This is a genomic window from Streptococcus sp. 1171_SSPC (genome assembly GCF_001069335.1).
Classification (GTDB): Bacteria; Bacillota; Bacilli; order Lactobacillales; family Streptococcaceae; genus Streptococcus; species Streptococcus xiaochunlingii.
Genome location: NZ_JWAK01000037.1, coordinates 61,113 through 86,095, shown reverse-complemented (window position 1 = coordinate 86,095; position 24,983 = coordinate 61,113). Strand labels below are relative to the sequence as shown.

Here is a 24,983-nt window from a genome sequence, read left to right as displayed (position 1 = left end):
GAATGAATCTGATTGAAAATAAAGAGCGAATATTCTCGCAGGTTGCACAAGCAATGGAAACAGCAAACCGCACGGATCAGGTCAATGTGATTGCTGTTACTAAGTATGTTGGTATCGACCAAGCTAAGGCTTTGGTTGATACAGGAGTGTGTCATATCGGTGAAAACCGTGTTGATAAATTTCTAGAAAAATACCAAGCTCTAAAAGATGAGGGACTGACCTGGCATTTGATCGGTAGTCTCCAACGTCGTAAAGTAAAAGAAGTTATCAATTATGTAGATTACTTCCATGCTTTAGATTCTATGAAGCTTGCCCAAGAAATTCAAAAAAGGGCGAGTCACCCAATTAAATGTTTTATACAAGTCAATATTTCTGGAGAGGAAAGCAAGCATGGATTTGCTCCTGAAGAGCTCGATGCGATTCTTCCTGAACTAGAAGGCTTGGATAACCTACAAATTGTTGGCTTAATGACGATGGCTCCTTTTGAGGCAAGTCAGGACGAGTTGCAAGCTATATTTGCAGCAACTCACCAACTTCAAAAAGAATTACAAAAGAAACAGTTGAAAAATATGCCCTTTACAGAGTTAAGCATGGGAATGAGTCGTGATTATGATGTGGCGATTGCTAACGGTGCGACTTTTGTGCGAATTGGGACCTCATTTTTCAAATAGGAAAGAATTATGTCATTTAAAGATAGATTTGATCGATTGATTGATTATTTTACTGAAGATGGAGATGAGTACGATGTGCAAGAAGCGCCTGCTCAAGCAGTCGGAGCTAGCCAACCTGTAGCATCCCCTAAACCAGTACAACCATCATCAAAACCACGTCAAAAAGCTGTGGTAGCTGCCAAGGAGCAGAAACCTACTCCTGTTGCAGCAAGTCGTCCACAAGTAGCTTCTACAGCAGTGGTTGAATCAGCTTCATCTCAAAAATCATCTTCTGAAAATATTACTCGACTTCATCAACGTCAACAAGAGTTGGCAAGAAATCGTTCTGCTGCAGATGAAAAGATTACAATTGATGTTCGCTATCCTCGTAAATACGAAGAAGCAACTGAAATTGTCGACTTGTTGTTGGCAAACGAAAGTATTCTTATTGACTTCCAATACATGACAGAAGTTCAAGCAAGAAGATGTTTGGATTATTTGGATGGTGCTCGCTATGTATTAGCCGGGAATCTACGTCGTGTTGCAAGTACTATGTACTTATTAACACCAATCAATGTCGTTGTGAATATTGAAGATATTCGCCTTCCAAATGATGTCGAAGTTGCTGAGTACGACTTTGATATGAAACGAAATCGTTAATATGTTTGTCCTACAATTAGTTAGAAATTTCTTTCAGGTTTTTGAGCTAGTACTAATCATCTATGCTTTGCTTAGTTGGTTTCCAAATGCATCAGAATCGGCTTTAGCTAAAATGGTTCAACGGATCGTCGAACCATTTTTGAGCCTATTTAGAAAGATTCCTTTGCAATTTGGTGGGTTAGACTTTACAGTCATGTTTGCCTTACTTGCTCTATCCGTAGTGGAACGGTTTGTCCTTCAATTTTTGGTGCAATTTATATGACCAAGGGATTTTATCAACACTATAGTCCAGAAGACCACGTCTTTATAGATCGAGTTCTAGAATTAGTAGCTCGAGTGGAGCAACAGTATAGTTTTGAACTGACTTCCTTTTTAAATCCACATCAGGTTGATATTTTACGACAAATTGGTGCCCACCACGGTTTGCAGGTGTTTTCAAGTGCAGAAATCTATCCTACAGAATATGCACGAGTGATTCTGGCTCCTAGCTACTATCAGTTAGAGGCATCTGATTTTGAAATTAGCCTGTTAGAAGTTCTTTATCCGGATAAGTTTTATCGGTTAAGTCACTCTCAAGTTTTGGGTTCGCTTCTCCATCAATTAGGCATAGAAAGAAAGTCTTTTGGTGATATTCTAGTTGGACAAGGGAAGATTCATATCTATGTGGGTGAACGTTTCTCCTCCTATTTTAAAGAGAATCTTAAGAAGATCGCAAAGGCGTCTGTGAAGATTCGTGAGATTGACTGTCGAGAACCTATCACCGTAGACGAACCGTCCAAACTCAAAGATCTATTGGTTACTAGTGTTCGACTGGATAAACTAGTAGCTTCTACCTTTAAACTTGCTCGGTCTGTAGCTGTTCAATTGGTTCAGTCGGGACAGGTAAAGGTAAACTATGCCACTATTGATAATCCTAGCCGGATGATCCAAGTAGCAGATTTAATTAGTGTTCGAAAGTATGGCCGATTTAAAATACTATCAGAAAATGGCCTATCAAAAAGTGGAAAATACAAATTAACGGTTGAAGTATTTTCCAGTAGAAAATAAGGAGGAACTATGGCACTTACAGCTTTAGAAATCAAAGATAAACGCTTTTATGTAAAATTTAGAGGCTACGATGCTAAAGAAGTTGAAGAGTTTCAAGACATGGTCTACCGAGACTATGAAAAATTAGTTCGTGAAAATCATGATTTGGAAACAAAAATTAGTGCGTTGGAAGAGCGCTTGAACTACTTTGACGAAATGAAAGACTCTTTGAGTCAATCAGTATTGATCGCTCAAGATACAGCAGAACGTGTGAAACATGCGGCAAATGAACGCTCAGAAACAATCGTTCGTCAAGCGGAGCAAGATGCTCACCATTTAGTTGAAGAAGCAAAAGCAAAAGCAAATGAAATTCTTCGTCATGCTACAGACAATGCCAAAAAAGTTGCTGTAGAAACGGAAGAATTGAAGAATAAGACGCGTGTCTTCCACCAACGCTTGAAATCAACTATCGAAAGCCAATTGAGCATCATTGATACACCAGAATGGGATGAAATTCTTCGCCCAACTGCTATGTATATTCAAACAAGTGATGAAGCTTTCCGTGAAGTAGTCGAAAAAGCTTTGGAAGAAACAGTTCATCATAACTACGATGATGAAGCAATTGATTTGACTCGTCAATTCTCACGCGCAGAAATTGAAGAATTGCAAAAACATATTGAAGCTGTAAACCGTGAATTGTCTGCGACTCAAGCTTTTGAAGGATTGAATGAAAAAGTTCAAGAAGCTTTGGAAGAAGCAGAAAAAAATCAGGTAGATCAAGATTCTATTGATGAAATTGTTGTAGAAACTCCTCTAGTTGCTGATATTGATGCACCAGAAGTGGAAGAACAACGGGAATCTGTTTCAATTTTATAATCTGTAAAAACAGTGATCTTATCAAATAGTTTTAGCGAGCAGGTGATGGTGGAAGACCTGTACTTCCTTTGATAGGATTGATCCTTTTACAAATCTTAGTGGTGAAACGAGTAACCACTAACGCTGGTCAGCGTTAGCGACAAAAGAGGAGAAAGAGAGGATTCTCTTTCTTGAATGAAGGTGGTACCACGACTTGTCGTCCTTTTTGGCGGGGTCGTGGTCTTTTATTTTGTGTAATTATATTTTTAATAGGAGACTCCATGAAACTCAAAGATACATTGAATTTAGGGAAGACAGCTTTTCCAATGCGTGCTGGTCTTCCTACAAAAGAACCAGTATGGCAAAAAGAATGGGATGAAGCAAAATTGTACCAACGCCGTCAGGAATTGAACCAAGGGAAACCGCATTTTGTCTTGCATGATGGCCCTCCATACGCAAACGGAAATATCCACGTTGGACATGCCATGAATCATATCTCAAAAGATATCATCATTCGTTCTAAGTCTATGTCAGGTTTTAACGCACCTTATATCCCAGGTTGGGATACTCATGGTCTGCCAATCGAGCAAGTTTTAGCAAAACAAGGTGTTAAACGCAAAGAGATGGACTTGGTTGAGTACTTGAAACTTTGCCGTGAATACGCTCTGTCTCAAGTTTATAAACAACGTGATGATTTCAAGCGCTTGGGGATGTCAGGTGACTGGGAAAATTTATATGTAACCTTGACGCCTGACTATGAAGCTGCGCAAATCCGTGTCTTCGGTGAAATGGCTAATAAAGGCTACATCTACCGTGGAGCCAAGCCTGTTTATTGGTCTTGGTCATCCGAGTCAGCTCTTGCCGAAGCTGAAATTGAATACCATGACTTGGTTTCAACTTCCCTTTACTATGCCAACAAGGTTAAGGACGGAAAAGGTATCCTAGATACAGATACCTACATCGTTGTTTGGACAACAACTCCATTTACCATCACAGCTTCTCGTGGTTTGACTGTTGGTGCGGATATTGATTACGTCTTGGTGCAACCAGCTGGTGAATCTCGTAAGTTTGTCGTTGCTTCAGAATTGTTGAACAGTTTGTCTGAGAAATTCGGTTGGTCTGACGTTCAAGTTTTAGCTACTTACCGTGGTTCAGAATTGAACCAAATTGTGACAGAGCACCCATGGGATACAGCAGTAGATGAACTGGTGATCCTTGGTGACCACGTTACAACAGATTCTGGTACTGGTATCGTCCATACAGCTCCTGGTTTTGGTGAGGATGACTACAATGTTGGTGTTGCCAATGGTCTTGAAGTTGCAGTAACGGTTAATGAACGCGGTATTATGATGGCAAATGCTGGTGCAGAGTTCGAAGGTCAATTCTACGACAAGGTTGTGCCAACGGTTATCGAAAAACTCGGCAACCTCCTTCTTGCTCAAGAAGAAATCTCTCACTCATATCCATTTGACTGGCGGACGAAAAAACCAATCATCTGGCGTGCGGTGCCACAGTGGTTCGCCTCTGTTTCAAAATTCCGCCAAGAAATCTTGGATGCTATTGATAAAGTTAAATTCCATACAGAATGGGGTAAAGTCCGTCTTTACAACATGATCCGTGACCGTGGTGACTGGGTCATCTCTCGTCAACGTGCTTGGGGAGTTCCTCTTCCAATCTTCTACGCCGAAGATGGCACACCAATCATGACAGCTGAAACCATCGAGCATGTAGCGCAACTCTTTGAAGAACATGGTTCTCTCATCTGGTGGGAACGTGATGCCAAAGATCTTTTGCCAGAAGGATTTACCCATCCAGGTTCACCAAACGGCGAGTTCAAGAAAGAAACAGACATCATGGACGTTTGGTTTGACTCGGGTTCATCATGGAATGGTGTTTTGGTGAATCGTCCAAATCTGACTTATCCAGCTGACCTTTACCTTGAAGGTTCTGACCAATACCGTGGTTGGTTTAACTCATCACTCATCACATCTGTTGCTAACCATGGCGTAGCACCTTACAAGCAAATCTTGTCTCAAGGTTTCACATTAGATGGTAAAGGTGAGAAGATGTCTAAATCTCTTGGAAATACCATTGCTCCAAGCGACGTTGAAAAACAATTTGGTGCTGAAATCTTGCGTCTCTGGGTGACCAGTGTAGACTCAAGTAACGACGTACGTATCTCAATGGATATTTTGAGCCAAGTTTCTGAGACTTACCGTAAGATTCGTAATACTCTTCGTTTCTTGATTGCTAACACTTCTGACTTTAACCCAGCTGAGGATGCAGTATCTTACGAAGAATTACGTTCAGTAGATAAGTACATGACTATCCGCTTTAACCAACTTGTTAAGACGATTCGTGATGCTTATGCTGACTTCGAATTCTTGACAATCTATAAGGCGCTAGTTAACTTTATCAACGTTGACTTGTCAGCCTTCTACCTTGATTTTGCCAAAGATGTTGTTTACATTGAAGGGGCTAAATCACTCGAACGCCGTCAAATGCAGACTGTTTTCTATGACATCCTTGTCAAAATCACCAAACTCTTGACACCAATCCTTCCTCACACTGCGGAAGAAATCTGGTCCTATCTTGAGTTTGAAGCAGAGGACTTTGTTCAATTATCCGAGTTACCAGATGCACAAAACTTCCCTAACCAAGAAGAAATCTTGGACACATGGGCAGCCTTTATGGACTTCCGTGGTCAAGCTCAAAAAGCCTTGGAAGAAGCGCGTAATGAAAAAGTAATTGGTAAATCTCTTGAAGCTCATTTGACAGTTTATCCTAATGAAGTGGTGAAGACTCTTCTTGGGGCTGTTAACAGCAATGTTGCGCAACTCTTGATCGTCTCAGACCTGACCATCGCAGAAGGTCCAGCTCCAGAAGGTGCAGTGGCCTTTGAAGATGTAGCCTTCACAGTTGAACGGGCTACTGGTGAAGTTTGTGACCGTTGCCGCCGTATCGATCCAAGTACAGCAGAACGTAGCTACCATGCAACTATCTGCAATCACTGTGCAAGCATCGTCGAAGAAAACTTTGCAGGTGCAGTAGCAGAAGGATTTGAATCTAAATAATAAGATGTGAAAAATCGCAGGGAGAAAGTCTCCTTGCGACTTTTCAATAAAGAGGAACTGATGTGGTACCAGAAAGAATTTAAAGAACTAGAACTGAAAGAGTTTTACGAGATCGTTCAATTGCGTTTGGAGACCTTTGTCGTGGAACAGACAAGAATCTACAATGATCTTGACGCTATTGATCTTAGAGCTATTCACCTTTTTCATCAAGATGAGGAAGGACGCGTAGATGCCTATGCACGTATCTTTGAGACAGGGGCTACGATTCATTTTGGTTGAGTCGCTGTAGCCAAAGATAGTCGTGGCCAAGGACTGGGAAAAGACATGGTAGAGCAGATTTTGGACCTGTGTGAACAGAGATTTCCTGGGCGGACCATTGAAATTGAGGCCCAAGAACAGGTGGTTGGCTTGTATGAAAAGCTAGGTTTTCAAACGGTGAGCGAGACCTTTATCTTGGCTTCTACCCCTCACGTAAAAATGATCTATCAGAAATAAAAAATCCGTTCATCTCGATAATGAGATGAACGGATTTTTTTTGAAAAAAACAGCAAAGAAAAAAGTAAGGTAGAAGCACCTTACTTAGCAATTGGGAAAGAAATTTCAATTAGTTTATCAGAGTAGAGGGTCTTAATAGCAGATTGGTCAATGATTTGAAGATCAATCTTGCGTTTTAAAAAGAACTCACGAATTTTTTCAACTTCTGTTTCACGAATAGCACGGTGTTTGTTACTAATCAGCAATTCGTAATGAGTAGGAGCTTTGGTGAAGATAACGTCGGTGTTACCAGCTGAATAGACCTCAACAAGGGTAGCATCGGTACTTTCTAATTGACTTTTGACCAAATTAGCATGACTATTTGTTGTATTCATAAGCTTCATGTGAGATCCTCCTAAGCTCTTTCTCCATTTATTATAGCACTTTTTTTTATTTTGTGAAAGAAGTCGCTTACAATTTTTGGGCAGATTTCCACATTTTGATTCCCCATTTATGGCTTCCTCTTTTTAACTTTTCAATGGCTTCGTCAATGGGGAACCAGGCAATGTTATTGAAATCCTCTAGTGGCTTTTGAGCATCTACAAAGTCAGTTACTTCATAGATATAAGCAGGATTGTAGTAGTGGGTGTCACGGTGACTGGAGTAGAAGTACTCATCTGCTTGTCCATAATACTCGCCGATGGTCGCAGTGAAGCCCAGCTCTTCGATCAGTTCGCGCTCGAGTGCCAAGAAATGATCTTCTCCTGCCTCGATCTCACCACCTGGTAGGAACCAAGCCCCATTTGGAGCTTGGATTAGGATGATTTTGTCCTTTGCTGGATTTGGAATCACCGCATAGACTCCATAACGATTGACATAGTCAACATTTTCTTCTTTTGTTCCAAAAGTTGCAACAGTCATAATGATACTCGCTTCTTATTTTTTTATCATTATAACATAGATGGACATAAAAAGCAGTAGGAGATGAAAATAAGAGAGTGGGACAGAAATCGGTAATTCGTTAGAATTCGATTTCGTCGTCCCAGCTCCGCACAGTTGAGTAGGGCTGTAAAAGCTGATGAAATCAGCGTANTAGAGCCCACTCAACCACTGCGTCTTGCTCAACAATCCAAAAATAATTGAGAGGCTAGGACTTTTGTCCCAGCCTCTTTAGAATGCGATTATTCAGTTACTTTTTCTGCTTCGTTCGCAGGTTTGCTCTTTCCTTTGATACAAATCTTCCCATTGCTGGTCATGACAGCCTTCAGATCTTTCTCACTAGGATTTTCTAGGTAGTAATCTGTAATGGCATCTTCAATATAGTCTTGAATGGTGCGACGAAGAGGACGTGCCCCCATTTTCGGATCGTAGCCCAAATCAACCAGTTTCTCCTTGACCTTATCGGTAACATCCAGGTGGATATCATTGTGGGCTAGGCGTTGGTTGACATCGTCTAACATGAGAGTGACGATTTGAAGGAGGTTTTCCTTAGACAAGGCTTTGAATTCAATGATGCCGTCAAAGCGGTTCATGAATTCTGGACTAAAGAAGTTTCCCAGTTCACCTAGGATAGAATTGGTACGACCTTCACGAGCTGCCCCAAAGCCGACATTAGCCTCCGCTTTTCCAGTTCCCGCATTGGAAGTCATGATAATAATGGTATCTTTGAAGCTCACCGTTCGGCCTTGCCCATCTGTCAAGCGACCATCGTCTAAGACTTGGAGGAACATATGCATGACATCTGGGTGGGCCTTTTCGACTTCATCCAAGAGGATGAGAGAGTAAGGGTTGCGACGCACCTTTTCAGTCAGCTGGCCTGCTTCTTCATAGCCGACGTAGCCTGGAGGAGCACCGACCAATTTGGCAACGGCATGTTTCTCCATATACTCACTCATATCAAAGCGAATCATACTGTCAGCAGAACCAAAGAGTTCGATGGCCAATTGCTTGGACAACTCGGTCTTCCCGACACCAGTTGGTCCAACAAAGAGGAAGCTACCAATTGGACGGTTTGGTGTTCCAAGCCCTACCCGGTTGCGACGGATGGCCTTAGCAATTTTTTCAACAGCCTCATCTTGACCGATGACATGAGCCTTCAAGTCAGCTGCCAAGTTGATCAATTGGGATTGTTCTTTTTCTTTCAAATCGCCAACTGGAATATTGGTCTTTTGCTCGACGATGTGTTCGATGGTCTTTTCGCTAATGACTGGCGTATCTTGATCAGTGACCTGTTGCCCTTGCATTTCTTTGTACTTAGCGATTTGGTCGCGGAAGTAGGCTGCCTTTTCAAAGTCTTCATCACGCGTCGCTTGAGCCTTGAGATTTTCGGCTTCAATTAAGCGTTGGTCGATGACTTTGGGATCGACAAAATTGAGGGTTAAGTTCATCTTAGAGCCTGCTTCGTCCAAGAGGTCAATGGCCTTGTCTGGCAAGAAGCGGTCTTGGATATAGCGATTGGAAAGGAGAGCCGCAGCTTCGATTGCACCATCGGTGTAGTGGACGTGGTGGTAATCCTCGTATTTCTTTTGAATGCCTTTGAGGATGGTGATGGTTTCTTCCACTGTAGGTTCGTCAACCTTAACGGGTTGCATCCGGCGTTCAAGTGCCGCATCCTTTTCGATAATTCGGTATTCATTGAGGGTTGTCGCACCGACTAATTGCAATTCGCCACGAGCGAGGGCTGGTTTGAGGATATTTCCAGCATCCATATTGCCATCACCAGCAGATCCGGCACCGACAATTTCATGGATCTCATCGATAAACAAAATCACATCTTCCCGGCGACGGATTTCCTCCATCAATTGTTGCATGCGCTCTTCAAATTGCCCTCTAATCCCAGTTCCTTGAACCAAGCTGACAACGTCTAAGCGAATGACTTCCTTACCTTGAAGCTTGTGAGGGACATCCCCATCAACAATCTTTTGCGCTAGTCCTTCTACGACAGCTGTTTTTCCGACACCGGGTTCCCCAATCAGGACAGGGTTGTTCTTGGTTCGACGGTTGAGGATTTCAATGACGCGAAGAATTTCATCGTCACGGCCAATGACCGGATCGATATCCCCACGACGAGCAATTTCAGTAACGTTAATTCCAAACTCTTCTAGGAGGCCCTTTGATTGTTGTTTGGCTTGAGCTCTACTTGGTCCTGAAGAACGACCGTTTCCATTTGAGCCATAGCCATTTCCACCACCATAGCCTCCTCCAGATTGGGTCGGAGGGGTTTGGGGTTCTTGCGGAGCCTGGAAGTTTCCTAGTTGATTGAAGAAATCTTCAAAAGGATCCCGTCCTCCGCGATTTTGTTGGTTTAATCCTGCGAGCAGACTATTGTTAGGATCCGTTTTCATAATTTGATAGCAGTTCTGGCAAAGGTCTACTTGTTGTTGGTGGCCATTCACGTTCGTATAAAGATGAATGGTTGAATCATTGATTTTACAGTTTTGACAAAGCATTCTCTTACCTCTTTCTCTAGGGTAAAAAGTGTAAAAACTATTGGTCAGAAATAGTCAAACTTTTATAGTTTCATTATAGCAGTATTCTAAAAGTTTGCAAGAATTTAGTATGAAGTCCGGTTTTAGGCATGGAATAAAGAGGAAAATAGCGGAAAAGTTGATTTTTATTGGAATTTCCTCCTTCTTTTATGATAAAATAGGAGAGTAGAAAGTAAATAGGAGAATCAAAATGGAATCACATTTGGTACGAATTATCAGCCGTTTGGAAGCGATGATGAAAGACGGTGGAAACTTAAAACGTAATTTTGAACGTGAAGGAGTTGTAGTTGCTGAAGTAGCTTACAACTATGATGAAGAAAATGGATCAGTATTTACTCTTCGTGATGTAGAAGCGCGTGAGACCTATACATTCGATAGCATTGACTTAATCGCAATGGAAATCTACGAATTGTTGTACTAAGAAGTATCAAACAAGAGTCTAGACCATCTAGTCTCTTTTTTGTTGGAAGAAATTAGTTATAGTTTCTTCTTATAACCTTGTCTAATCAAGAAGTGTTAGGAGCAGGTTCACAAATCTGATATAATAGAGAAGATATTGAATAGAAAAGAGATTGAGATGACACATGTAATTGATGGGAAGGCCTTGGCAGTAAAATTGCAGGGGGAATTAGCAGAAAAAACCGCTCGCTTAAAGGCTGAGACTGGTCAGGTCCCAGGCTTGGTAGTGATTTTGGTAGGAGAAAACCCAGCTAGCCAGGTCTATGTCCGCAATAAAGAACGGTCAGCTTTGGCAGCAGGATTTCGAAGTGAAGTGGTTCGAGTGCCAGAAAGCATTTCCCAAGAGGACTTGTTGGCCCTCATTGACCGCTACAATCAGGATCCACTCTGGCATGGAATTTTGGTTCAGTTGCCTCTACCAGCCCATATCGACGATGAGGCAGTTTTGTTAGCCATTGATCCGGCTAAGGATGTCGATGGCTTCCATCCTCTCAATATGGGACATCTTTGGGCAGGAAATCCGATCATGGTCCCCTCTACACCAGCAGGGATTATGGAAATGTTCCGGGAATATGATATCGATGTTGAAGGGAAAAATGCAGTCGTCATTGGCCGTTCAAACATCGTTGGGAAACCGATGGCCCAGCTTCTCCTAGCAAAAAATGCAACGGTGACCTTGACCCATTCGCGGACTCATCATTTGGCTAAAATTGCTAGAAAAGCCGATATCTTAGTGGTGGCAATTGGTCGTGCCAAATTTGTTACAGCTGACTTTGTCAAAGAGGGAGCGGTCGTTATCGATGTCGGAATGAACCGTGACGAAAATGGGAAGCTCTGTGGAGACGTCGACTATGAACAAGTAGCTCCTCTGGCTAGTCACATCACTCCGGTTCCAGGTGGCGTTGGTCCTATGACCATTACCATGCTGATGGAGCAGACCTATCAGGCTGCAGTGCGTAGTTTGGATAAAAATTAAGTTTATGATGAAAAATGGTTGAGATAGTAATTTCTCGACCTTTTTATTTATTATAAACCCTGTTTTGTCAATTGAAGTTTAATTCTATCTTTTTGTAGTATAATGAAGTAGAGGTGATTATATGATTGTAAAAGTTTGTAATTCAGATTATAGTCTCCAGTGGGATGGAATTTATCAATTTGCCCTTGAAAGCTATCCTCAGATTAAAGAATGGGAATTGGAGAAGCTAGCAAAGTTTATTGCTTATGAGCGCGACCATCATCGTCAGACCAATGTGGAATGTGAGAATCATGAATTAAATATACAAATTCATGATTACTTGCAAGAGCATAGCTATTTTCCTCCGTACAGACCAAGTCATCGCCTTGTAGCTTCTACCTATGATATCCAGAGGAAGTTGGTTACTTCAAATTATTGTAGTCATACTTGTACAGTTGAGGTGGCTAAGGCTATTTTTCAGACTGGAAAACTCATGTCGGCGGTAAAAGTATTTGGTAAAAGTGGGGCTGAGCTAGTTACAGATAGTCGTAATGCAGCTTCTGATCCAGCAGACTATTTTGACTATATCATGTTCGGATGGTCTAATACGACTTCGGGTTACCGACTCGCTATGGAGCGTTTGTTAGGACGGGCACCGTCTGAGGAGGAATTGCAAGAAAAGTTCATTCCTGGCGTTAGTTTTCATTTTCTGTATGAAGAATTAATTCAAGCACCAGGTTATATGTTTGATGGCTATCATGTTGCGAAGGTAAGAGATAGTTTAGATTTGGATACCTTTCTTCATTTGTGTGTTATTCCTTCAAAAGATAAGTCTTGTTTTGAAAGCTTGATTCCTTGTCAATTACAAGATAGAGTGATTTACCTAGACTATGAGGGAGAAGGGTTACAGGCTTGGAATACTAAGGTTAATCAAGTACTACATGGTAAGGATAAGTTGAAGGAGTAGTGTATGAAAGAGATTGATCAAGCTCTTTTGAAAAAAGTTATCATCGAGCGTCCTCGTTCTAGTCATAAGGGAGACTATGGGCGTCTGCTCTTGATTGGAGGGACCTATCCCTATGGTGGAGCCATTATTATGGCAGCCCTCGCAGCGGTTCATAGTGGAGCAGGACTTGTCACGGTAGCGACAGACCGAGAGAATATCCCTTCCCTTCATAGTCAGCTACCTGAAGCCATGGCATTTGCTGTGACGGACCAAGAATTATTGGCTGAGCAAATCGCAAAAGTAGGCGTCATTTTATTGGGACCAGGACTCAATGCCAATGAGCTAGGGGGACACCTTGTAGAACTTGTTTTTGAAAGAGTTCAACCTCATCAAGTGCTCATTCTAGATGGTGGGGCCATTAGCCTCTATACTCGCTTAGGACTTTCTCTTCCTCCAGCTCAACTGGTCTTTACTCCTCATCAAAAAGAATGGGAGGCCATGTCCGGGCTAGCAATCGGAGATCAAGGGGAAGAAGCAACAAGGCAGTCTCTGTCCCAACTTCCTCCAGCAAGTATTTTAGTCCAAAAGGGTCCTCAGACTAAGATCTGGCAACAAGGGCAGACAGATTATTACCAACTATCGGTTGGAGGCCCCTATCAAGCAACGGGTGGTATGGGCGATACTTTAGCAGGGATGATTGCGGGCTTTGCGGGTCAATTTCCGCAAGTTGGACTCTATGAGCGCGTGGTAGTTGCCAGTCACCTTCATTCGGGCATTGCAGACGATTTGAGCAAGAATGCCTACGTGGTTTTACCGACCGCGATTAGTAAAGAAATTCCAAAATGGATGAGGGAAATTTGCCTTTCCAACTGCCAATAAAAAATCAAGTCTCAGATGATGAAATCTGAGGCTTTTTCCGTAGGTAGAATCAGATTTTTCCGCTTATTTTTGGTATAATTTATACTAGAATTTTCCGTGTGAAAGGGGAACTATGTCAGAGTATTTATCGGTATCCAGTCTGACCAAATACCTCAAGTTAAAATTTGATAAGGACCCCTATCTAGAGCGGGTCTATTTGACGGGTCAGGTCTCGAATTTCCGTAAGCGTCCCAATCACCAGTATTTTTCTCTAAAGGATGAAAAAGCTGTGATCCAGGCGACTGTCTGGGCTGGGATTTATAAGAGTTTCGGCTTTGAGCTCGAAGAAGGCATGAAGATCAATGTCATCGGTCGGATCCAACTCTATGAGCCAAGTGGCAGTTATTCCATTGTCATCGAAAAGGCGGAGCCAGATGGCGTCGGTGCTCTAGCTATTCAGTTTGAGCAGTTGAAAAAGAAACTCCAGGAAGAAGGCCTTTTTCAAGAGAAGTTCAAACAGGCTATCCCCCAGTTCTCCAAGAAAATTGGGGTTATTACCAGTCAGAGTGGGGCCGTTATTCGCGATATTATCACGACTGTTTCGCGGCGCTTTCCGGGCGTGGAGATTCTCCTTTTTCCAACCAAGGTACAAGGAGAGGGAGCTGCCCAAGAAATTGTCGCCAATATCCAAAAGGCCAATGATCGGTCGGACCTCGATGTCTTGATCATCGGTCGTGGTGGTGGCTCCATCGAAGACCTGTGGGCCTTTAATGAAGAGCCAGTTGTGCGGGCTATTTTTGAGTCTAGAATTCCCATTATTTCCAGTGTAGGGCATGAGACAGATACTACTCTAGCAGACTTTGTCGCAGATCGCCGGGCAGCAACTCCTACAGCTGCGGCTGAGTTGGCAACGCCTGTGACCAAGTTGGACCTGCTCAATCATTTGCAGAAGCAGGAAGGGCGGATGGCAACCGCTATGCGCAATCGCCTAGTCTATCATCGAGAACGCCTGAAAAAACTAAGCCAATCGGTCATCTTCCGTCAGCCAGAGCGGCTGTACGATTCTTACCTGCAAAAGCTGGATCAGATTCAGTTGCGATTGAAACAGGCTGTGTCAGAGTCGGTTACCAGAAATAGTCGCCAGTTACAAGAACTCCGCCATCGATTGGCTTCCCAAGCGCCACAGCATCAGCTCGAGCGTTATCGAGACCAGATTCTCCAGATGGAGCGATTGCTGACCTTGAAAGTCAAGGAGCTCTACCAGACAAAAGCAGCAGATGCCAAGCGCCTATCGGAAGCTCTCTTGATGTTGGATACCAGTCGCATTGTGGCTAGAGGCTACGCCTTGGTACAGGCTGGAGATCATGTTTTGGATAGCGTGGATACAATCAAAGAAAAGGATGCCTTGACGCTAGTCATGCGGGATGGGCAAGTAGAAGTAGAGGTAAAGCATGTCGAAAGAAAAGAAATTTGAAGAAAATTTAGCTGATTTGGAAGCTATTGTCCAAAAGTTGGAAAGTGGGCAAGTGCCCCTCGAAGAGGCCATCTCAGAGTTTCAGAAAGGAATGAAGCTATCAAAAGACTTGCAAGAAACACTTGATCAGGCTGAAAAGACCTTGGTCAAGGTGATGCAAGCAGATGGCTCAGAAACGGAACTAGTATGATTCTAGAAGAAAAACTGCAAGGGGTTGAAAAAGCGATAGAAGGTTTCTACGAGGCTAAACAAATCGCTCCCCGCTTGGTAGAATCTATCCTCTATTCAGTCCATGCAGGGGGGAAACGGATTCGACCTTTGCTCTTATTGGAGTTGCTGGAAGCCTTTCATGCTCCCATCCTTGAAGCTCATTTTCAGGTGGCAGCCGCTCTTGAAATGATTCATACGGGAAGCTTGATTCATGATGATTTACCAGCCATGGATAATGATGATTATCGTCGTGGTCAATTGACCAACCATAAAAAGTTTGGGGAAGACCTAGCCATCTTAGCAGGAGACTCGCTCTTCTTAGATGCCTTTGGCTGTGTGGCAGAGGCAGACCTTCCAGCTTCTATCCGGGTGCAACTGATTGCTCTGTTATCGGATGCTTCAGGGACAGCTGGGATGGTGGCAGGCCAAGTCTTGGATATGGAAGGGGAAGGGGCGAGCCTGACCTTGGACCAGTTGCAAGTCATCCATGCCAATAAGACGGGGCGACTGCTCGCCTATCCATTCCAAGCAACAGGGATCCTCTTAGAGCTTGAGCCAGCTATCGCGACTCTCTTAGAGGAAATTGGCCTCCATTTAGGATTGGCCTTCCAGATTCGGGATGATATTTTGGATGTGACTGCTGATTTTGCCTCCTTAGGGAAAACCCCTCAGAAGGACCTGCAAGCTGAAAAATCGACCTATCCTGCCCTCCTCGGTCTAGATGGAGCTCAGGATTATTTGGACCGGGAGCTAGATGCCTGTGAGGACTTGCTCAATCGCATCTCTCAGCAGGTAGACTTCGACGGGACTGGAATCAAAAAGATTATAGAAAGACTTAGAATTCATGGCGAAGGAAAGAGTTGACGTACTGGCCTACAAGCAGGGACTTTTTGAAACCCGGGAGCAGGCCAAACGCGGTGTGATGGCTGGTCTGGTCGTTGCGGTCCATAATGGCGAGCGCTTCGATAAACCAGGCGAAAAAATTGACGAAGCGACAGAATTAAAACTCAAGGGTGAAAAACTCAAATATGTCAGTCGTGGTGGTCTCAAGTTAGAAAAGGCCTTGGACCTTTTTGAGATTGATCTGCAGGATAAGGTCACACTGGATATCGGGGCTTCGACAGGAGGCTTTACGGATGTCATGCTCCAAAATGGGGGTGCCTTGGTCTATGCAGTGGATGTAGGGACCAATCAGTTGGCATGGAAGCTTCGTCAGGATCCTCGTGTCATCTCGATGGAGCAGTTCAACTTCCGCTATGCGACGTCTGAGGATTTTGAGCAAACCCCAAGCTTTGCTAGCATTGATGTTAGTTTTATTTCCCTCAACCTCATCTTGCCAGCCCTCCATGGGATTTTACAAGAGGGAGGCCAGGTGGTCGCCCTTGTCAAACCCCAGTTTGAAGCTGGTCGAGAGCAGATTGGGAAAAATGGGATTATCAAGGATGCCAAGGTCCACTTGTCCGTCCTGGAACAGGTTCAAGGCTTTGCGTTAGAACATGGCTTCTCCGTCTTGGGAGTGGATTATTCACCGATCCAAGGGGGCCATGGCAATATTGAATTTTTACTTTATTTAGAAAAAAATACTGGGCAAGATCGTCTTCAACTGCAAGAGTTTGCGGCAGTTGTCGAAAAAGCCCATACTGACTTTAAACATGAATAGTAAACAAAACCGATTAGAAAAAATACGCCGCTTTATCCGAGAAAATAAAGTGGGTACTCAGGATGCCATTGTCGAACATCTGAGAGAAGCTGGAATTTCTGCGACACAAGCGACTGTTTCCCGCGATATCAAAGAGTTGGGGATTATTAAAACGCCTTTAAAAGGTTCTGCCTATGTCTATGAATTGCCACGCGTCCAACATAGTGGAAAATTAGCAGAAAATAATCTTCAATCCTTTGAACGCATGGGGAGCTTTTTGAACCTCAAGCTTGTCCCAGGGACAGCCTATCTAGTCAAGCGGCATCTACAAGAAGATTTTGATGACATCATCTTTAGCATGATTTCAGACGACAATAGTATTTTGATTGTGGCCCGCTCGGAAGAAAAGGCTCAGTTTATCGAACAACGATTGATGGAATGGTAGGAGAGAGATGCTATTAGAAATTTCAATTAAGAACTTTGCCATCATTGAGGAAATCGCTCTGAATTTTGAAACAGGAATGACGGTTTTAACCGGTGAAACTGGAGCAGGAAAATCTATCATTATCGATGCTATGAATATGATGCTGGGGAGCCGGGCGACGACCGATGTTATCCGCCACGGTGCTCCTAAGGCTGAGATTGAAGGCCTCTTTGCGATTGACGAAAATCCTGCCCTTCAGCAGTTATTTGAAGAGCAGGGCTTAGAATGGGCAGAGGAGTTGATTATTCGCAGAGAAATTTTCCAGAATGGTCGGAGTGTCAGTCGGATCAATGGGCAGATGGTCAACCTCTCCGTTCTCAAGGCCGTTGGCCAGCATTTGGTGGATATTCATGGCCAGCACGATCAGGAAGAACTGATGCGGGCGCCATTGCATATCGCTATGCTGGATAGCTTTGGGGAGGATACTTTTTTTGCGACTAAGAAGGCCTATAGAGAGACCTTTGAGAATTATAAGTCCTTGCGCAAGCAGGTCTTGCAGATCCAAAAAAATAACCAGGAAAACCAAGCTCGGATCGAGATGCTGGAATACCAAATTTCGGAAATCGAGGCGGCAGCCCTGTCCCTAGATGAAGATGTCCAGTTAGAGCAAGAACGGCAACGTCTGCTCAATCATAAGATGATTGCAGATACCCTAAGCAATGCTTATGCCATGCTGGATGCAGAAGACTTCTCCAGTCTTAGCAATGTGAGGTTGGCCATGAATGATCTGCAAAGCATCGAAGAGTATGATGTAGAATACAAGACCTTGTCTGATCAACTGGCTGAGACCTACTATACTCTGGAGGATCTGACCAAGCGCTTGGAGGATCTGGTAGATGGATTGGACTTTGATGGTAACCGTTTGATGCAGGTGGAAGCTCGACTAGACCTGATCCATTCAATTACTCGTAAGTACGGTGGTCAGGTAAAGGATGTCCTTGATTACCTGGAGCAAATTAGCAAGGAATATAGCCTATTAACAGGAGGGGGAACCTCTTCTGAAGACTTGGAAAAAGAACTCAAGTCTATGGAAGGACAGTTGGTTGCCTTGGCTAAAGAACTGAGTCAAGGGCGTCATACCTTGGCCCAAGAGCTGGAAGCAGAGATCCAGCAGGAATTGGCGGATCTCTATATGGGAAAAGCTCGTTTCCAAGTGCGTTTTACCCCATCTAAGTTTAATCGGGAAGGAAACGAAACGGTTGAGTTTTATATTTCAACCAACCCTGGAGAGGACTTTAAACCTTTGGTAAAAGTAGCATCAGGTGGGGAGTTGTCCCGTCTTATGTTGGCCATCAAGTCAGCCTTTTCACGTAAAGAAGGTAAGACCAGTATTGTCTTTGACGAGGTGGATACAGGTGTATCTGGTCGGGTGGCGCAGGCCATTGCTTCGAAGATTTATAAGATTGGACGTTATGGTCAGGTACTAGCCATCTCTCATTTACCTCAGGTCATTGCAGTAGCCGATTACCAATTCTTTATCGAAAAGGTGAGCGATGAATTTTCAACGGTTTCGACCGTTCGCTTGCTCAGTCATGAAGAGCGGGTCGAAGAAGTCGCTAAGATGCTAGCTGGTGAAGATGTGACAGAAGCAGCCCGCATGCAGGCAGAGCAATTGCTAAAACGGCCGTCCTAAGAAGAAAGGAACCGATATGGAAAGCTATTTCGTAGTGGGAGACATTCATGGAAAAGCCGGTATGCTAGAGGAACTGATGACCCATTGGGATCGTCAGTCCCAGCTGGTTTTTCTCGGAGATCTGATAGACCGTGGGGAAGATAGTCGTAAGGTTATCGAACTGGTCAAAGATGTTGTCGAACAGCAAGGGGCCATCTGCCTCTCTGGGAACCACGAATACATGTTTCTAGCCTGGATCGATAACCCAACAGAGCGCTATGACCATTACCGACGAAATGGTGGGGACACGACCATCAACTCTCTACTTGGTCGTCCCCTCACGGCTCCAGTAGATGGCGTGAAGGATGCTCGGCGCGTGCAAGAGACTTGTGGGGATTTCGTCGCTTTCATCCGTTCGCTTCCTTTTGTCTATGAAACAGAACATTATATTTTTGTGCATGCTGGGCTTGACTTGACTCTGCCTGATTGGCATGAAACCACGGATTATCAGAAAGTCTGGATTCGCCAACCCTTCCATGAAGCGACCAATCAGACAGGAAAGACCATTGTTTTTGGCCATACCCCGGTTCACTATCTCTTGGATCAAAAGATTGGAACCAAGGAGCTCTGGGTGACCAAAGATGGGAAGATTGGCATGGATGGCGGGGCTGTATATGGTGGCGTCCTCCATGGCATTCTCTTTGATGAAAGTGGAATGAAGGCAGATGTTGCTTTGGTCAATGATGGCTTTGCAGCTATCGATGATTAAGTAAAAAGGACTTTGTCCCACAAAAGCCTAGAAAATTTGATATAATAGAGTGGATATATCTAAGAAAAGATTGTAGGAATGTTATGTCACAAGTAAAAATTGTTACAGACTCATCCGTAACGATTGAGCCTGAAGTTGTTGAAAAATACGGAATTACCATCGTTCCCCTCTCTGTTATGGTGGACGGTGTCCTCTATTCAGATGCGGAATTAACAGAAGGACAATTCCTTCAGTTGATGAAGTCTAGTAAGACCCTTCCAAAGACCAGTCAACCTCCGGTAGGTGTGTTTGCGGAAGCCTTCGAAGGTTTGGCGGAAGAAGGGGCGCAAATTATTGCGATCCATATGTCTCATGCCTTATCTGGTACAGTGGAAGCTGCACGTCAAGGCGCTACCTTAGCCAATGCAGATGTCACGGTGATCGATAGTAGCTTTACAGACCAAGCCATGAAGTTCCAAGTGGTGGAAGCAGCGAAAATGGCTCAAGAAGGAGCTACCGTAGAGGAAATTGTAGCCCACATTGAAGAGGTCAAGCAAAAATCTAGACTCTATATTGGGGTTTCTACTCTGGAAAATCTGGTGAAAGGAGGCCGGATTGGCCGCGTAACTGGTTTATTGAGTTCTCTTTTGAACATTCGGGTTGTCATGGAAATGAAGAATGATGAACTGCAACCGATTGTCAAAGGACGCGGACAGAAGACCTTTAAAAAATGGTTGGACGAGTTGATACAAGACTTATCTGGTAAAGAAATCGCTGAGATAGGGATTTCCTATGCTGGTGGGCCTGACTTTGCTAACCAAATGAAGGCGCAATTACAGCCTTTGGTTGCAACTCCGATCTCTGTTTTGGAGACAGGTTCGATCATTCAAACTCACACTGGTGAAGATGCCTGGGCAGTTCTCGTCCGATTTGCATAGAAGCCCGTCAGTAAAGGAATTTATTCCTAGATAAATGTTGATAAAAACAAGTTTAGTACTTGACCTAAAAGCATTTTTTAGATATTATAGAGATGTTAAGGGTAAAACCTAAAAAAATTTGGAGGATTTGTTAAATGGCTAACAAACAAGATTTGATCGCAAAAGTGGCAGAAGCTACAGAATTGACTAAAAAAGACTCAGCAGCAGCAGTTGACGCTGTATTTGCAGCTGTTTCAGAATACCTTTCAAAAGGTGAAAAAGTTCAATTGATCGGTTTCGGTAACTTTGAAGTTCGTGAACGTGCAGCTCGTAAAGGTCGCAACCCACAAACTGGTAAAGAAATCAAAATCGCTGCTTCTAAAGTTCCAGCATTCAAAGCTGGTAAAGCTCTTAAAGACGCAGTTAAATAATTGTGATTAAAAAGGTTCCTTCTAGCTTGCTAGAAGGGATTTTTTGTTTTGGAGTCCTTTCTAGACAGGGCCTATAAATAGGAGTATAATAGAAAAAAGTGAGAAATGGAGGGTGGACCATGAGATGGATTGTTGGAATCTTTGTTCTGCTCATGATTAAGCCAATTATTTATCTATTGAAAGGTCTCTGGTTTATGGTGGAACTCTTCTTTATGTTCCTCTTTGTTAAAATTTTACTAGGAACTATGAGATGGATCTTTAGTTGGGGAAGTTAAGATTAGATATAAAAAAGTGTGGGAGTAAAGGAGCTTGATTCGAGCTAATTTAATCCTGCACTTTTTCTTATTTACAAACATTCTAATTAGGCAAAATGTGGTATTCGTGATATAATAGTTTTAAAGAAGAGACAGAAAGGGGAAAGACCATGCTAGCTTGTTTAACGCTCGATTCCGTTCAACAAGAAAAAGTGGAAGATGTATTGCAACACTTGCGTAAAAAATCTGTACGGATTACAGAGACGCGTCGGGCTGTCCTTTCCTATCTTGTCAAAAGTCAGGAACATCCAAGTGCAGATGCCATCTATCAGGACTTGAAACCAGCCTTTCCCAATATGAGCCTGGCAACCGTTTATAACAATCTCAAGGTCCTCATTGAAGAAGGTTTTGTCTCTGAAATTAAAGTTCGTAATGATACCACGACCTACTTTGACTTTATGGGACACGATCATTTGAATTTGATTTGTGAGTCTTGTGGGAAGATTGATGATATTGATATCGAAGTTCCAGACGTGAGAGCAGAAGCGAGAGAAAAAAGTGGCTACGTCATTACCAAGTGCCAAACCACAGTTTATGGCCTTTGTCCGGAATGCCAGAAGCAATTGTAGGCAAACCTCTTTTTAGAGGTTTTTTTGTTTAGTCTTGTTTGTGGAAAGAGGGTGGAAGAGGCAGGATTTAGAACCTGGGGAGAGCGACTTGTAAATGTCCATGAAAAAGAATTGATAAAATTTTCACGAAATCTTCGATCTAGCTCTGTTTAGACTAGATTTTTCCCTCAAAATCTAGTAGAATAGAATAGATAAACGAGGGGAACCTCGGAAAATAAAAGGAGATCCATCAAATGGTAAAATTGGTTTTTGCTCGCCACGGTGAGTCTGAATGGAACAAAGCTAACCTTTTCACTGGTTGGGCTGATGTTGATTTGTCTGAAAAAGGTACACAACAAGCGATCGACGCTGGTAAATTGATCAAAGAAGCTGGTATCGAATTTGACCAAGCTTACACTTCAGTATTGAAACGTGCGATCAAAACAACTAACTTGGCTCTTGAAGCTTCTGACCAATTGTGGGTTCCAGTTGAAAAATCATGGCGCTTGAACGAACGTCACTACGGTGGTTTGACTGGTAAAAACAAGGCTGAAGCTGCTGAACAATTTGGTGATGAGCAAGTTCACATCTGGCGTCGTTCATACGATGTATTGCCTCCAAACATGGATCGCGATGATGAGCACTCAGCACACACTGACCGTCGTTACGCTTCACTTGACGACTCAGTCATTCCAGATGCTGAAAACTTGAAAGTGACTTTGGAACGTGCCCTTCCATTCTGGGAAGATAAAATCGCTCCAGCTCTTAAAGATGGTAAAAACGTATTCGTAGGAGCACACGGTAACTCAATCCGTGCCCTTGTAAAACACATCAAACAATTGTCAGACGACGAAATCATGGATGTGGAAATCCCTAACTTCCCACCATTGGTATTCGAATTTGACGAAAAATTGAACGTTGTAAAAGAATACTATCTTGGTAAATAAAAATATCCAGTGGATATTTTTATCCCGAGCCTGAAAATGCCAAAGCGAGGCAATTTTAGCAGGATTCGTTATCAATCATAGAAAGCTGACTTCAGTCAGCTTTTTTGTTTGTCCGTCGCAGACCTAGCTGTTTTTTGGTTTTCAGGGACTCCTAAAAATGATATAATGAAGTGTTATTACATAAGGTTTCATTAGCCTTGAAAGGAAAAGAAAATGACAAAATCATTCTACATCACAACCCCTATCTATTACCCATCTGGTAAATTGCATATTGGTTCAGCTTACACAACCATCGCCTGTGACGTCTTGGCACGTTACAAACGCATGATGAACTACGATGTGTTCTACCTGACTGGTCTCGATGAGCATGGTCAAAAAATCCAACAAAAAGCAGAAGAAGCTGGCATTACACCGCAAGCTTATGTAGATGGAATGGCGGTTGGAGTGAAAGAACTCTGGCAATTACTCGATATCTCATACGATAAATTCATCCGTACGACAGACGACTACCATGAAAAAGTAGTGGCTCAGGTTTTTGAACGCTTGCTTGCGCAAGACGACATCTACCTGGGTGAGTACTCTGGCTGGTATTCAGTCTCTGATGAAGAGTTCTTTACAGAAAGCCAATTGGCTGAGGTCTTCCGTGATGAGAATGGCAAGGTCATCGGTGGGGTAGCTCCATCAGGACACGAAGTAGAATGGGTTTCTGAAGAGTCTTACTTCCTTCGCCTCAGCAAATACCAAGACCGTTTGGTTGAATTTTTCAAATCTCAACCGGATTTCATCACGCCAGATGGCCGTCTCAATGAAATGTTGAAAAACTTTATCGAGCCAGGTTTGGAAGACTTGGCGGTATCTCGGACCACCTTTACCTGGGGAGTCCCAGTCCCATCCAATCCTAAACATGTGGTTTATGTTTGGATTGATGCCCTTCTTAACTACGTAACAGCTCTTGGTTATGATCAAGATGAGCATGGCAACTTTGACAAGTTCTGGAACGGAACCGTCTTCCACATGGTCGGAAAAGACATCCTTCGTTTCCACTCCATCTACTGGCCAATCCTTCTTATGATGTTGGATATCAAATTGCCAGAACGTTTGATTGCCCATGGTTGGTTTGTCATGAAAGACGGCAAGATGTCTAAGTCTAAAGGGAATGTCATCTACCCAGAAATGTTGGTGGAACGCTTCGGCTTGGATCCGCTTCGTTACTACCTCATGCGTAGCCTTCCAGTTGGTTCTGATGGGACCTTCACACCAGAAGACTACGTGGCTCGTATCAACTATGAATTGGCTAATGACCTTGGAAACCTCCTCAACCGGACGGTAGCCATGATCAACAAATACTTTGGTGGTCAAGTTCCAGCTTATGTCGAAAATGTCACTGCATTTGATGCTGATTTGGCTAAGGTGGTTGAAGAAAACATCGCAGAATACCACAAGCAAATGAATGCGGTGGATTACCCACGCGCTTTGGAAGCCATATGGAACATCATCTCTCGTACCAACAAGTACATTGATGAGACAGCTCCTTGGGTCCTCGCTAAAGAAGATGGTGACAAGGAACAATTGGCAGCAGTCATGGCTCACTTGGCAGCTAGCCTTCGTGTTGTGGCTCACTTGATCCAACCATTCATGATGAACACCTCAAATGCCATCATGGAACAACTTGGCTTGGGCTTGGACTTCGATCTTGAAAACTTGACTTTAGCAGGCTTCCCTGAAAATGTCACAGTGGTTGCCAAAGGAACTCCAATCTTCCCACGTCTCGACATGGAAGAAGAAATTGCCTACATCCAATCTCAAATGACTGCAGGCAAGCCACAAGAAAAAGAATGGATTCCAGAAGAAGTGGAACTCAAGTCTGAAAAAGATGAGATCAAATTTGAAGACTTTGACAAGGTTGAAATCCGTGTAGCAGAGGTCAAAGAAGTGGAACGCGTCGAAGGATCAGACAAACTGCTTCGCTTCCGCCTTGACGCTGGTGACGGTGAAGATCGTCAAATCCTCTCTGGTATCGCGAAATTCTATCCAAATGAACAAGAATTGGTCGGCAAGAAACTTCAAATCGTGGCCAACCTCAAACCACGTAAGATGATGAAGAAATATGTCAGCCAAGGCATGATTCTTTCCGCAGAACACGGAGATCAATTAACAGTCTTAACGGTTGATCCATCTGTTCCAAATGGAAGCATCATCGGCTAAACGATAGAC

Annotated in this window: 26 protein-coding genes, 1 pseudogene and 1 other annotated feature; of the genes and pseudogenes, 24 read left to right on the top strand and 3 right to left on the bottom strand. The window is 43.3% G+C overall.

From position 1 onward, the window contains the following. The first annotated feature begins 2 nt into the window (after positions 1-2). From ADF75_RS08065 to ADF75_RS08035, 7 genes and pseudogenes are all read left to right on the top strand, one after another. Positions 3-671: a YggS family pyridoxal phosphate-dependent enzyme gene (locus ADF75_RS08065; protein WP_048789763.1), complete on the top strand. Its 669-nt coding sequence runs from the start codon at positions 3-5 to the stop codon at positions 669-671. A gap of 9 nt (positions 672-680) precedes the next feature. After that, a complete protein-coding gene (gene sepF, locus ADF75_RS08060) occupies positions 681-1,310 on the top strand; it encodes a cell division protein SepF (protein ID WP_048715778.1) in 630 nt (209 codons plus the stop codon). Between the two features lies 1 nt (position 1,311). Next, positions 1,312-1,572 carry a YggT family protein gene (locus ADF75_RS08055; protein WP_006596781.1) on the top strand — a complete coding sequence of 87 codons (261 nt, stop codon included), beginning with the start codon at positions 1,312-1,314 and terminating at the stop codon, positions 1,570-1,572. Beyond that, a complete protein-coding gene (locus ADF75_RS08050; RefSeq protein ID WP_048789762.1) occupies positions 1,569-2,357 on the top strand; it encodes an RNA-binding protein in 789 nt (262 codons plus the stop codon). Before ADF75_RS08055 ends, ADF75_RS08050 begins: the two co-directional genes overlap by 4 nt. Before the next feature lie 9 nt (positions 2,358-2,366). Beyond that, positions 2,367-3,212 (top strand): DivIVA domain-containing protein, encoded by an 846-nt coding sequence (locus ADF75_RS08045; RefSeq protein WP_048789761.1) that lies wholly within the window; start codon positions 2,367-2,369, stop codon positions 3,210-3,212. Beyond that, positions 3,203-3,419 (top strand) — a binding site (T-box leader). It overlaps the preceding gene by 10 nt. Before the next feature lie 53 nt (positions 3,420-3,472). After that, positions 3,473-6,265, top strand: coding sequence for an isoleucine--tRNA ligase (ileS, locus tag ADF75_RS08040; protein WP_048789760.1), 2,793 nt, complete (start codon positions 3,473-3,475; stop codon positions 6,263-6,265). 60 nt (positions 6,266-6,325) lie between these two features. Next, a pseudogene (locus tag ADF75_RS08035) lies at positions 6,326-6,760 on the top strand (GNAT family N-acetyltransferase). A gap of 80 nt (positions 6,761-6,840) precedes the next feature. Here ADF75_RS08035 and ADF75_RS08030 read toward each other — a convergent pair. The 3 genes from ADF75_RS08030 to ADF75_RS08020 form a co-directional block, all read right to left on the bottom strand. Further along, complete coding sequence (locus tag ADF75_RS08030) at positions 6,841-7,143, bottom strand: DUF1827 family protein (RefSeq protein WP_048789759.1); 303 nt, start codon at positions 7,141-7,143, stop codon at positions 6,841-6,843. Positions 7,144-7,210: 67 nt separating this feature from the next. Further along, entirely contained in the window at positions 7,211-7,660 is a 450-nt protein-coding gene (locus ADF75_RS08025; RefSeq protein WP_048789758.1) for an NUDIX hydrolase, read from the bottom strand. Positions 7,661-7,920: 260 nt separating this feature from the next. Beyond that, a complete protein-coding gene (locus ADF75_RS08020) occupies positions 7,921-10,188 on the bottom strand; it encodes an ATP-dependent Clp protease ATP-binding subunit (protein WP_048789757.1) in 2,268 nt (755 codons plus the stop codon). Between the two features lie 229 nt (positions 10,189-10,417). On the opposite strand from ADF75_RS08020, the gene ADF75_RS08015 reads away from it, so the two are divergent. The 17 genes from ADF75_RS08015 (at position 10,418) to metG (ending at position 24,974) form a co-directional block, all read left to right on the top strand. After that, positions 10,418-10,648, top strand: coding sequence for a DUF1797 family protein (locus ADF75_RS08015; RefSeq protein ID WP_048789756.1), 231 nt, complete (start codon positions 10,418-10,420; stop codon positions 10,646-10,648). Between the two features lie 156 nt (positions 10,649-10,804). Beyond that, positions 10,805-11,662 carry a bifunctional methylenetetrahydrofolate dehydrogenase/methenyltetrahydrofolate cyclohydrolase gene (locus ADF75_RS08010; protein WP_048789755.1) on the top strand — a complete coding sequence of 286 codons (858 nt, stop codon included), beginning with the start codon at positions 10,805-10,807 and terminating at the stop codon, positions 11,660-11,662. Positions 11,663-11,783: 121 nt separating this feature from the next. Further along, a complete protein-coding gene (locus ADF75_RS08005) occupies positions 11,784-12,608 on the top strand; it encodes a hypothetical protein (protein ID WP_048789754.1) in 825 nt (274 codons plus the stop codon). 3 nt (positions 12,609-12,611) lie between these two features. Further along, the gene (locus ADF75_RS08000; RefSeq protein ID WP_048789753.1) at positions 12,612-13,466 is read left to right on the top strand and encodes an NAD(P)H-hydrate dehydratase; all 855 of its coding nucleotides are present in this window, start codon (positions 12,612-12,614) and stop codon (positions 13,464-13,466) included. Between the two features lie 112 nt (positions 13,467-13,578). Continuing rightward, positions 13,579-14,919, top strand: a complete 1,341-nt coding sequence (gene xseA / locus ADF75_RS07995; protein WP_048789752.1) for an exodeoxyribonuclease VII large subunit — start codon at positions 13,579-13,581, stop codon at positions 14,917-14,919. After that, positions 14,897-15,109 (top strand): exodeoxyribonuclease VII small subunit, encoded by a 213-nt coding sequence (locus ADF75_RS07990; protein ID WP_006596769.1) that lies wholly within the window; start codon positions 14,897-14,899, stop codon positions 15,107-15,109. The genes xseA and ADF75_RS07990 overlap by 23 nt, the downstream gene beginning before the upstream one ends. Next, the gene (locus ADF75_RS07985; protein ID WP_048789751.1) at positions 15,106-15,993 is read left to right on the top strand and encodes a polyprenyl synthetase family protein; all 888 of its coding nucleotides are present in this window, start codon (positions 15,106-15,108) and stop codon (positions 15,991-15,993) included. The genes ADF75_RS07990 and ADF75_RS07985 overlap by 4 nt, the downstream gene beginning before the upstream one ends. Continuing rightward, positions 15,974-16,789 (top strand): TlyA family RNA methyltransferase, encoded by an 816-nt coding sequence (locus ADF75_RS07980; RefSeq protein WP_048789750.1) that lies wholly within the window; start codon positions 15,974-15,976, stop codon positions 16,787-16,789. The genes ADF75_RS07985 and ADF75_RS07980 overlap by 20 nt, the downstream gene beginning before the upstream one ends. After that, the gene (locus tag ADF75_RS07975; protein WP_048789749.1) at positions 16,782-17,213 is read left to right on the top strand and encodes an arginine repressor; all 432 of its coding nucleotides are present in this window, start codon (positions 16,782-16,784) and stop codon (positions 17,211-17,213) included. Before ADF75_RS07980 ends, ADF75_RS07975 begins: the two co-directional genes overlap by 8 nt. 7 nt (positions 17,214-17,220) lie before the next feature. Continuing rightward, positions 17,221-18,885, top strand: coding sequence for a DNA repair protein RecN (gene recN, locus ADF75_RS07970; protein ID WP_048789748.1), 1,665 nt, complete (start codon positions 17,221-17,223; stop codon positions 18,883-18,885). Between the two features lie 16 nt (positions 18,886-18,901). Beyond that, positions 18,902-19,633, top strand: coding sequence for a metallophosphoesterase (locus ADF75_RS07965; protein ID WP_048789747.1), 732 nt, complete (start codon positions 18,902-18,904; stop codon positions 19,631-19,633). Between the two features lie 83 nt (positions 19,634-19,716). Further along, complete coding sequence (locus ADF75_RS07960) at positions 19,717-20,550, top strand: DegV family protein (protein WP_048789746.1); 834 nt, start codon at positions 19,717-19,719, stop codon at positions 20,548-20,550. A gap of 134 nt (positions 20,551-20,684) precedes the next feature. After that, positions 20,685-20,960 carry an HU family DNA-binding protein gene (locus tag ADF75_RS07955; protein ID WP_006596762.1) on the top strand — a complete coding sequence of 92 codons (276 nt, stop codon included), beginning with the start codon at positions 20,685-20,687 and terminating at the stop codon, positions 20,958-20,960. Positions 20,961-21,079: 119 nt separating this feature from the next. Beyond that, on the top strand, positions 21,080-21,235 hold the full coding sequence (locus ADF75_RS10685; protein ID WP_192831476.1) for a hypothetical protein: 156 nt from the start codon (positions 21,080-21,082) through the stop codon (positions 21,233-21,235). Between the two features lie 149 nt (positions 21,236-21,384). Beyond that, positions 21,385-21,843, top strand: a complete 459-nt coding sequence (locus tag ADF75_RS07950) for a Fur family transcriptional regulator (protein WP_048687796.1) — start codon at positions 21,385-21,387, stop codon at positions 21,841-21,843. A 233-nt stretch (positions 21,844-22,076) separates the two neighbouring features. Further along, positions 22,077-22,769 carry a phosphoglycerate mutase gene (locus ADF75_RS07945; RefSeq protein ID WP_002900876.1) on the top strand — a complete coding sequence of 231 codons (693 nt, stop codon included), beginning with the start codon at positions 22,077-22,079 and terminating at the stop codon, positions 22,767-22,769. A 213-nt stretch (positions 22,770-22,982) separates the two neighbouring features. Continuing rightward, positions 22,983-24,974: a methionine--tRNA ligase gene (gene metG / locus ADF75_RS07940; protein ID WP_048789745.1), complete on the top strand. Its 1,992-nt coding sequence runs from the start codon at positions 22,983-22,985 to the stop codon at positions 24,972-24,974. The last annotated feature ends 9 nt before the right edge of the window (positions 24,975-24,983 follow it).

What these genes read in the sequence shown, in the direction of transcription:
- ADF75_RS08025 (WP_048789758.1), bottom strand. Translation starts at nt 7,660, where the DNA reads ATGACTGTTGCAACTTTTGGAACAAAAGAAGAAAATGTTGACTATGTC.
- xseA (WP_048789752.1), top strand. Translation starts at nt 13,579, where the DNA reads ATGTCAGAGTATTTATCGGTATCCAGTCTGACCAAATACCTCAAGTTA.
- ADF75_RS07965 (WP_048789747.1), top strand. Translation starts at nt 18,902, where the DNA reads ATGGAAAGCTATTTCGTAGTGGGAGACATTCATGGAAAAGCCGGTATG.
- ADF75_RS07960 (WP_048789746.1), top strand. Translation starts at nt 19,717, where the DNA reads ATGTCACAAGTAAAAATTGTTACAGACTCATCCGTAACGATTGAGCCT.
- ADF75_RS07950 (WP_048687796.1), top strand. Translation starts at nt 21,385, where the DNA reads ATGCTAGCTTGTTTAACGCTCGATTCCGTTCAACAAGAAAAAGTGGAA.
- ADF75_RS07975 (WP_048789749.1), top strand. Translation starts at nt 16,782, where the DNA reads ATGAATAGTAAACAAAACCGATTAGAAAAAATACGCCGCTTTATCCGA.
- sepF (WP_048715778.1), top strand. Translation starts at nt 681, where the DNA reads ATGTCATTTAAAGATAGATTTGATCGATTGATTGATTATTTTACTGAA.
- ADF75_RS07955 (WP_006596762.1), top strand. Translation starts at nt 20,685, where the DNA reads ATGGCTAACAAACAAGATTTGATCGCAAAAGTGGCAGAAGCTACAGAA.
- ADF75_RS08015 (WP_048789756.1), top strand. Translation starts at nt 10,418, where the DNA reads ATGGAATCACATTTGGTACGAATTATCAGCCGTTTGGAAGCGATGATG.
- ADF75_RS07945 (WP_002900876.1), top strand. Translation starts at nt 22,077, where the DNA reads ATGGTAAAATTGGTTTTTGCTCGCCACGGTGAGTCTGAATGGAACAAA.
- ADF75_RS08005 (WP_048789754.1), top strand. Translation starts at nt 11,784, where the DNA reads ATGATTGTAAAAGTTTGTAATTCAGATTATAGTCTCCAGTGGGATGGA.
- ADF75_RS08065 (WP_048789763.1), top strand. Translation starts at nt 3, where the DNA reads ATGAATCTGATTGAAAATAAAGAGCGAATATTCTCGCAGGTTGCACAA.
- metG (WP_048789745.1), top strand. Translation starts at nt 22,983, where the DNA reads ATGACAAAATCATTCTACATCACAACCCCTATCTATTACCCATCTGGT.
- recN (WP_048789748.1), top strand. Translation starts at nt 17,221, where the DNA reads ATGCTATTAGAAATTTCAATTAAGAACTTTGCCATCATTGAGGAAATC.
- ADF75_RS10685 (WP_192831476.1), top strand. Translation starts at nt 21,080, where the DNA reads ATGAGATGGATTGTTGGAATCTTTGTTCTGCTCATGATTAAGCCAATT.
- ADF75_RS07985 (WP_048789751.1), top strand. Translation starts at nt 15,106, where the DNA reads ATGATTCTAGAAGAAAAACTGCAAGGGGTTGAAAAAGCGATAGAAGGT.
- ADF75_RS07980 (WP_048789750.1), top strand. Translation starts at nt 15,974, where the DNA reads ATGGCGAAGGAAAGAGTTGACGTACTGGCCTACAAGCAGGGACTTTTT.
- ADF75_RS08010 (WP_048789755.1), top strand. Translation starts at nt 10,805, where the DNA reads ATGACACATGTAATTGATGGGAAGGCCTTGGCAGTAAAATTGCAGGGG.
- ADF75_RS07990 (WP_006596769.1), top strand. Translation starts at nt 14,897, where the DNA reads ATGTCGAAAGAAAAGAAATTTGAAGAAAATTTAGCTGATTTGGAAGCT.
- ADF75_RS08000 (WP_048789753.1), top strand. Translation starts at nt 12,612, where the DNA reads ATGAAAGAGATTGATCAAGCTCTTTTGAAAAAAGTTATCATCGAGCGT.
- ADF75_RS08055 (WP_006596781.1), top strand. Translation starts at nt 1,312, where the DNA reads ATGTTTGTCCTACAATTAGTTAGAAATTTCTTTCAGGTTTTTGAGCTA.
- ADF75_RS08030 (WP_048789759.1), bottom strand. Translation starts at nt 7,143, where the DNA reads ATGAAGCTTATGAATACAACAAATAGTCATGCTAATTTGGTCAAAAGT.
- ADF75_RS08020 (WP_048789757.1), bottom strand. Translation starts at nt 10,188, where the DNA reads ATGCTTTGTCAAAACTGTAAAATCAATGATTCAACCATTCATCTTTAT.
- ileS (WP_048789760.1), top strand. Translation starts at nt 3,473, where the DNA reads ATGAAACTCAAAGATACATTGAATTTAGGGAAGACAGCTTTTCCAATG.
- ADF75_RS08050 (WP_048789762.1), top strand. Translation starts at nt 1,569, where the DNA reads ATGACCAAGGGATTTTATCAACACTATAGTCCAGAAGACCACGTCTTT.
- ADF75_RS08045 (WP_048789761.1), top strand. Translation starts at nt 2,367, where the DNA reads ATGGCACTTACAGCTTTAGAAATCAAAGATAAACGCTTTTATGTAAAA.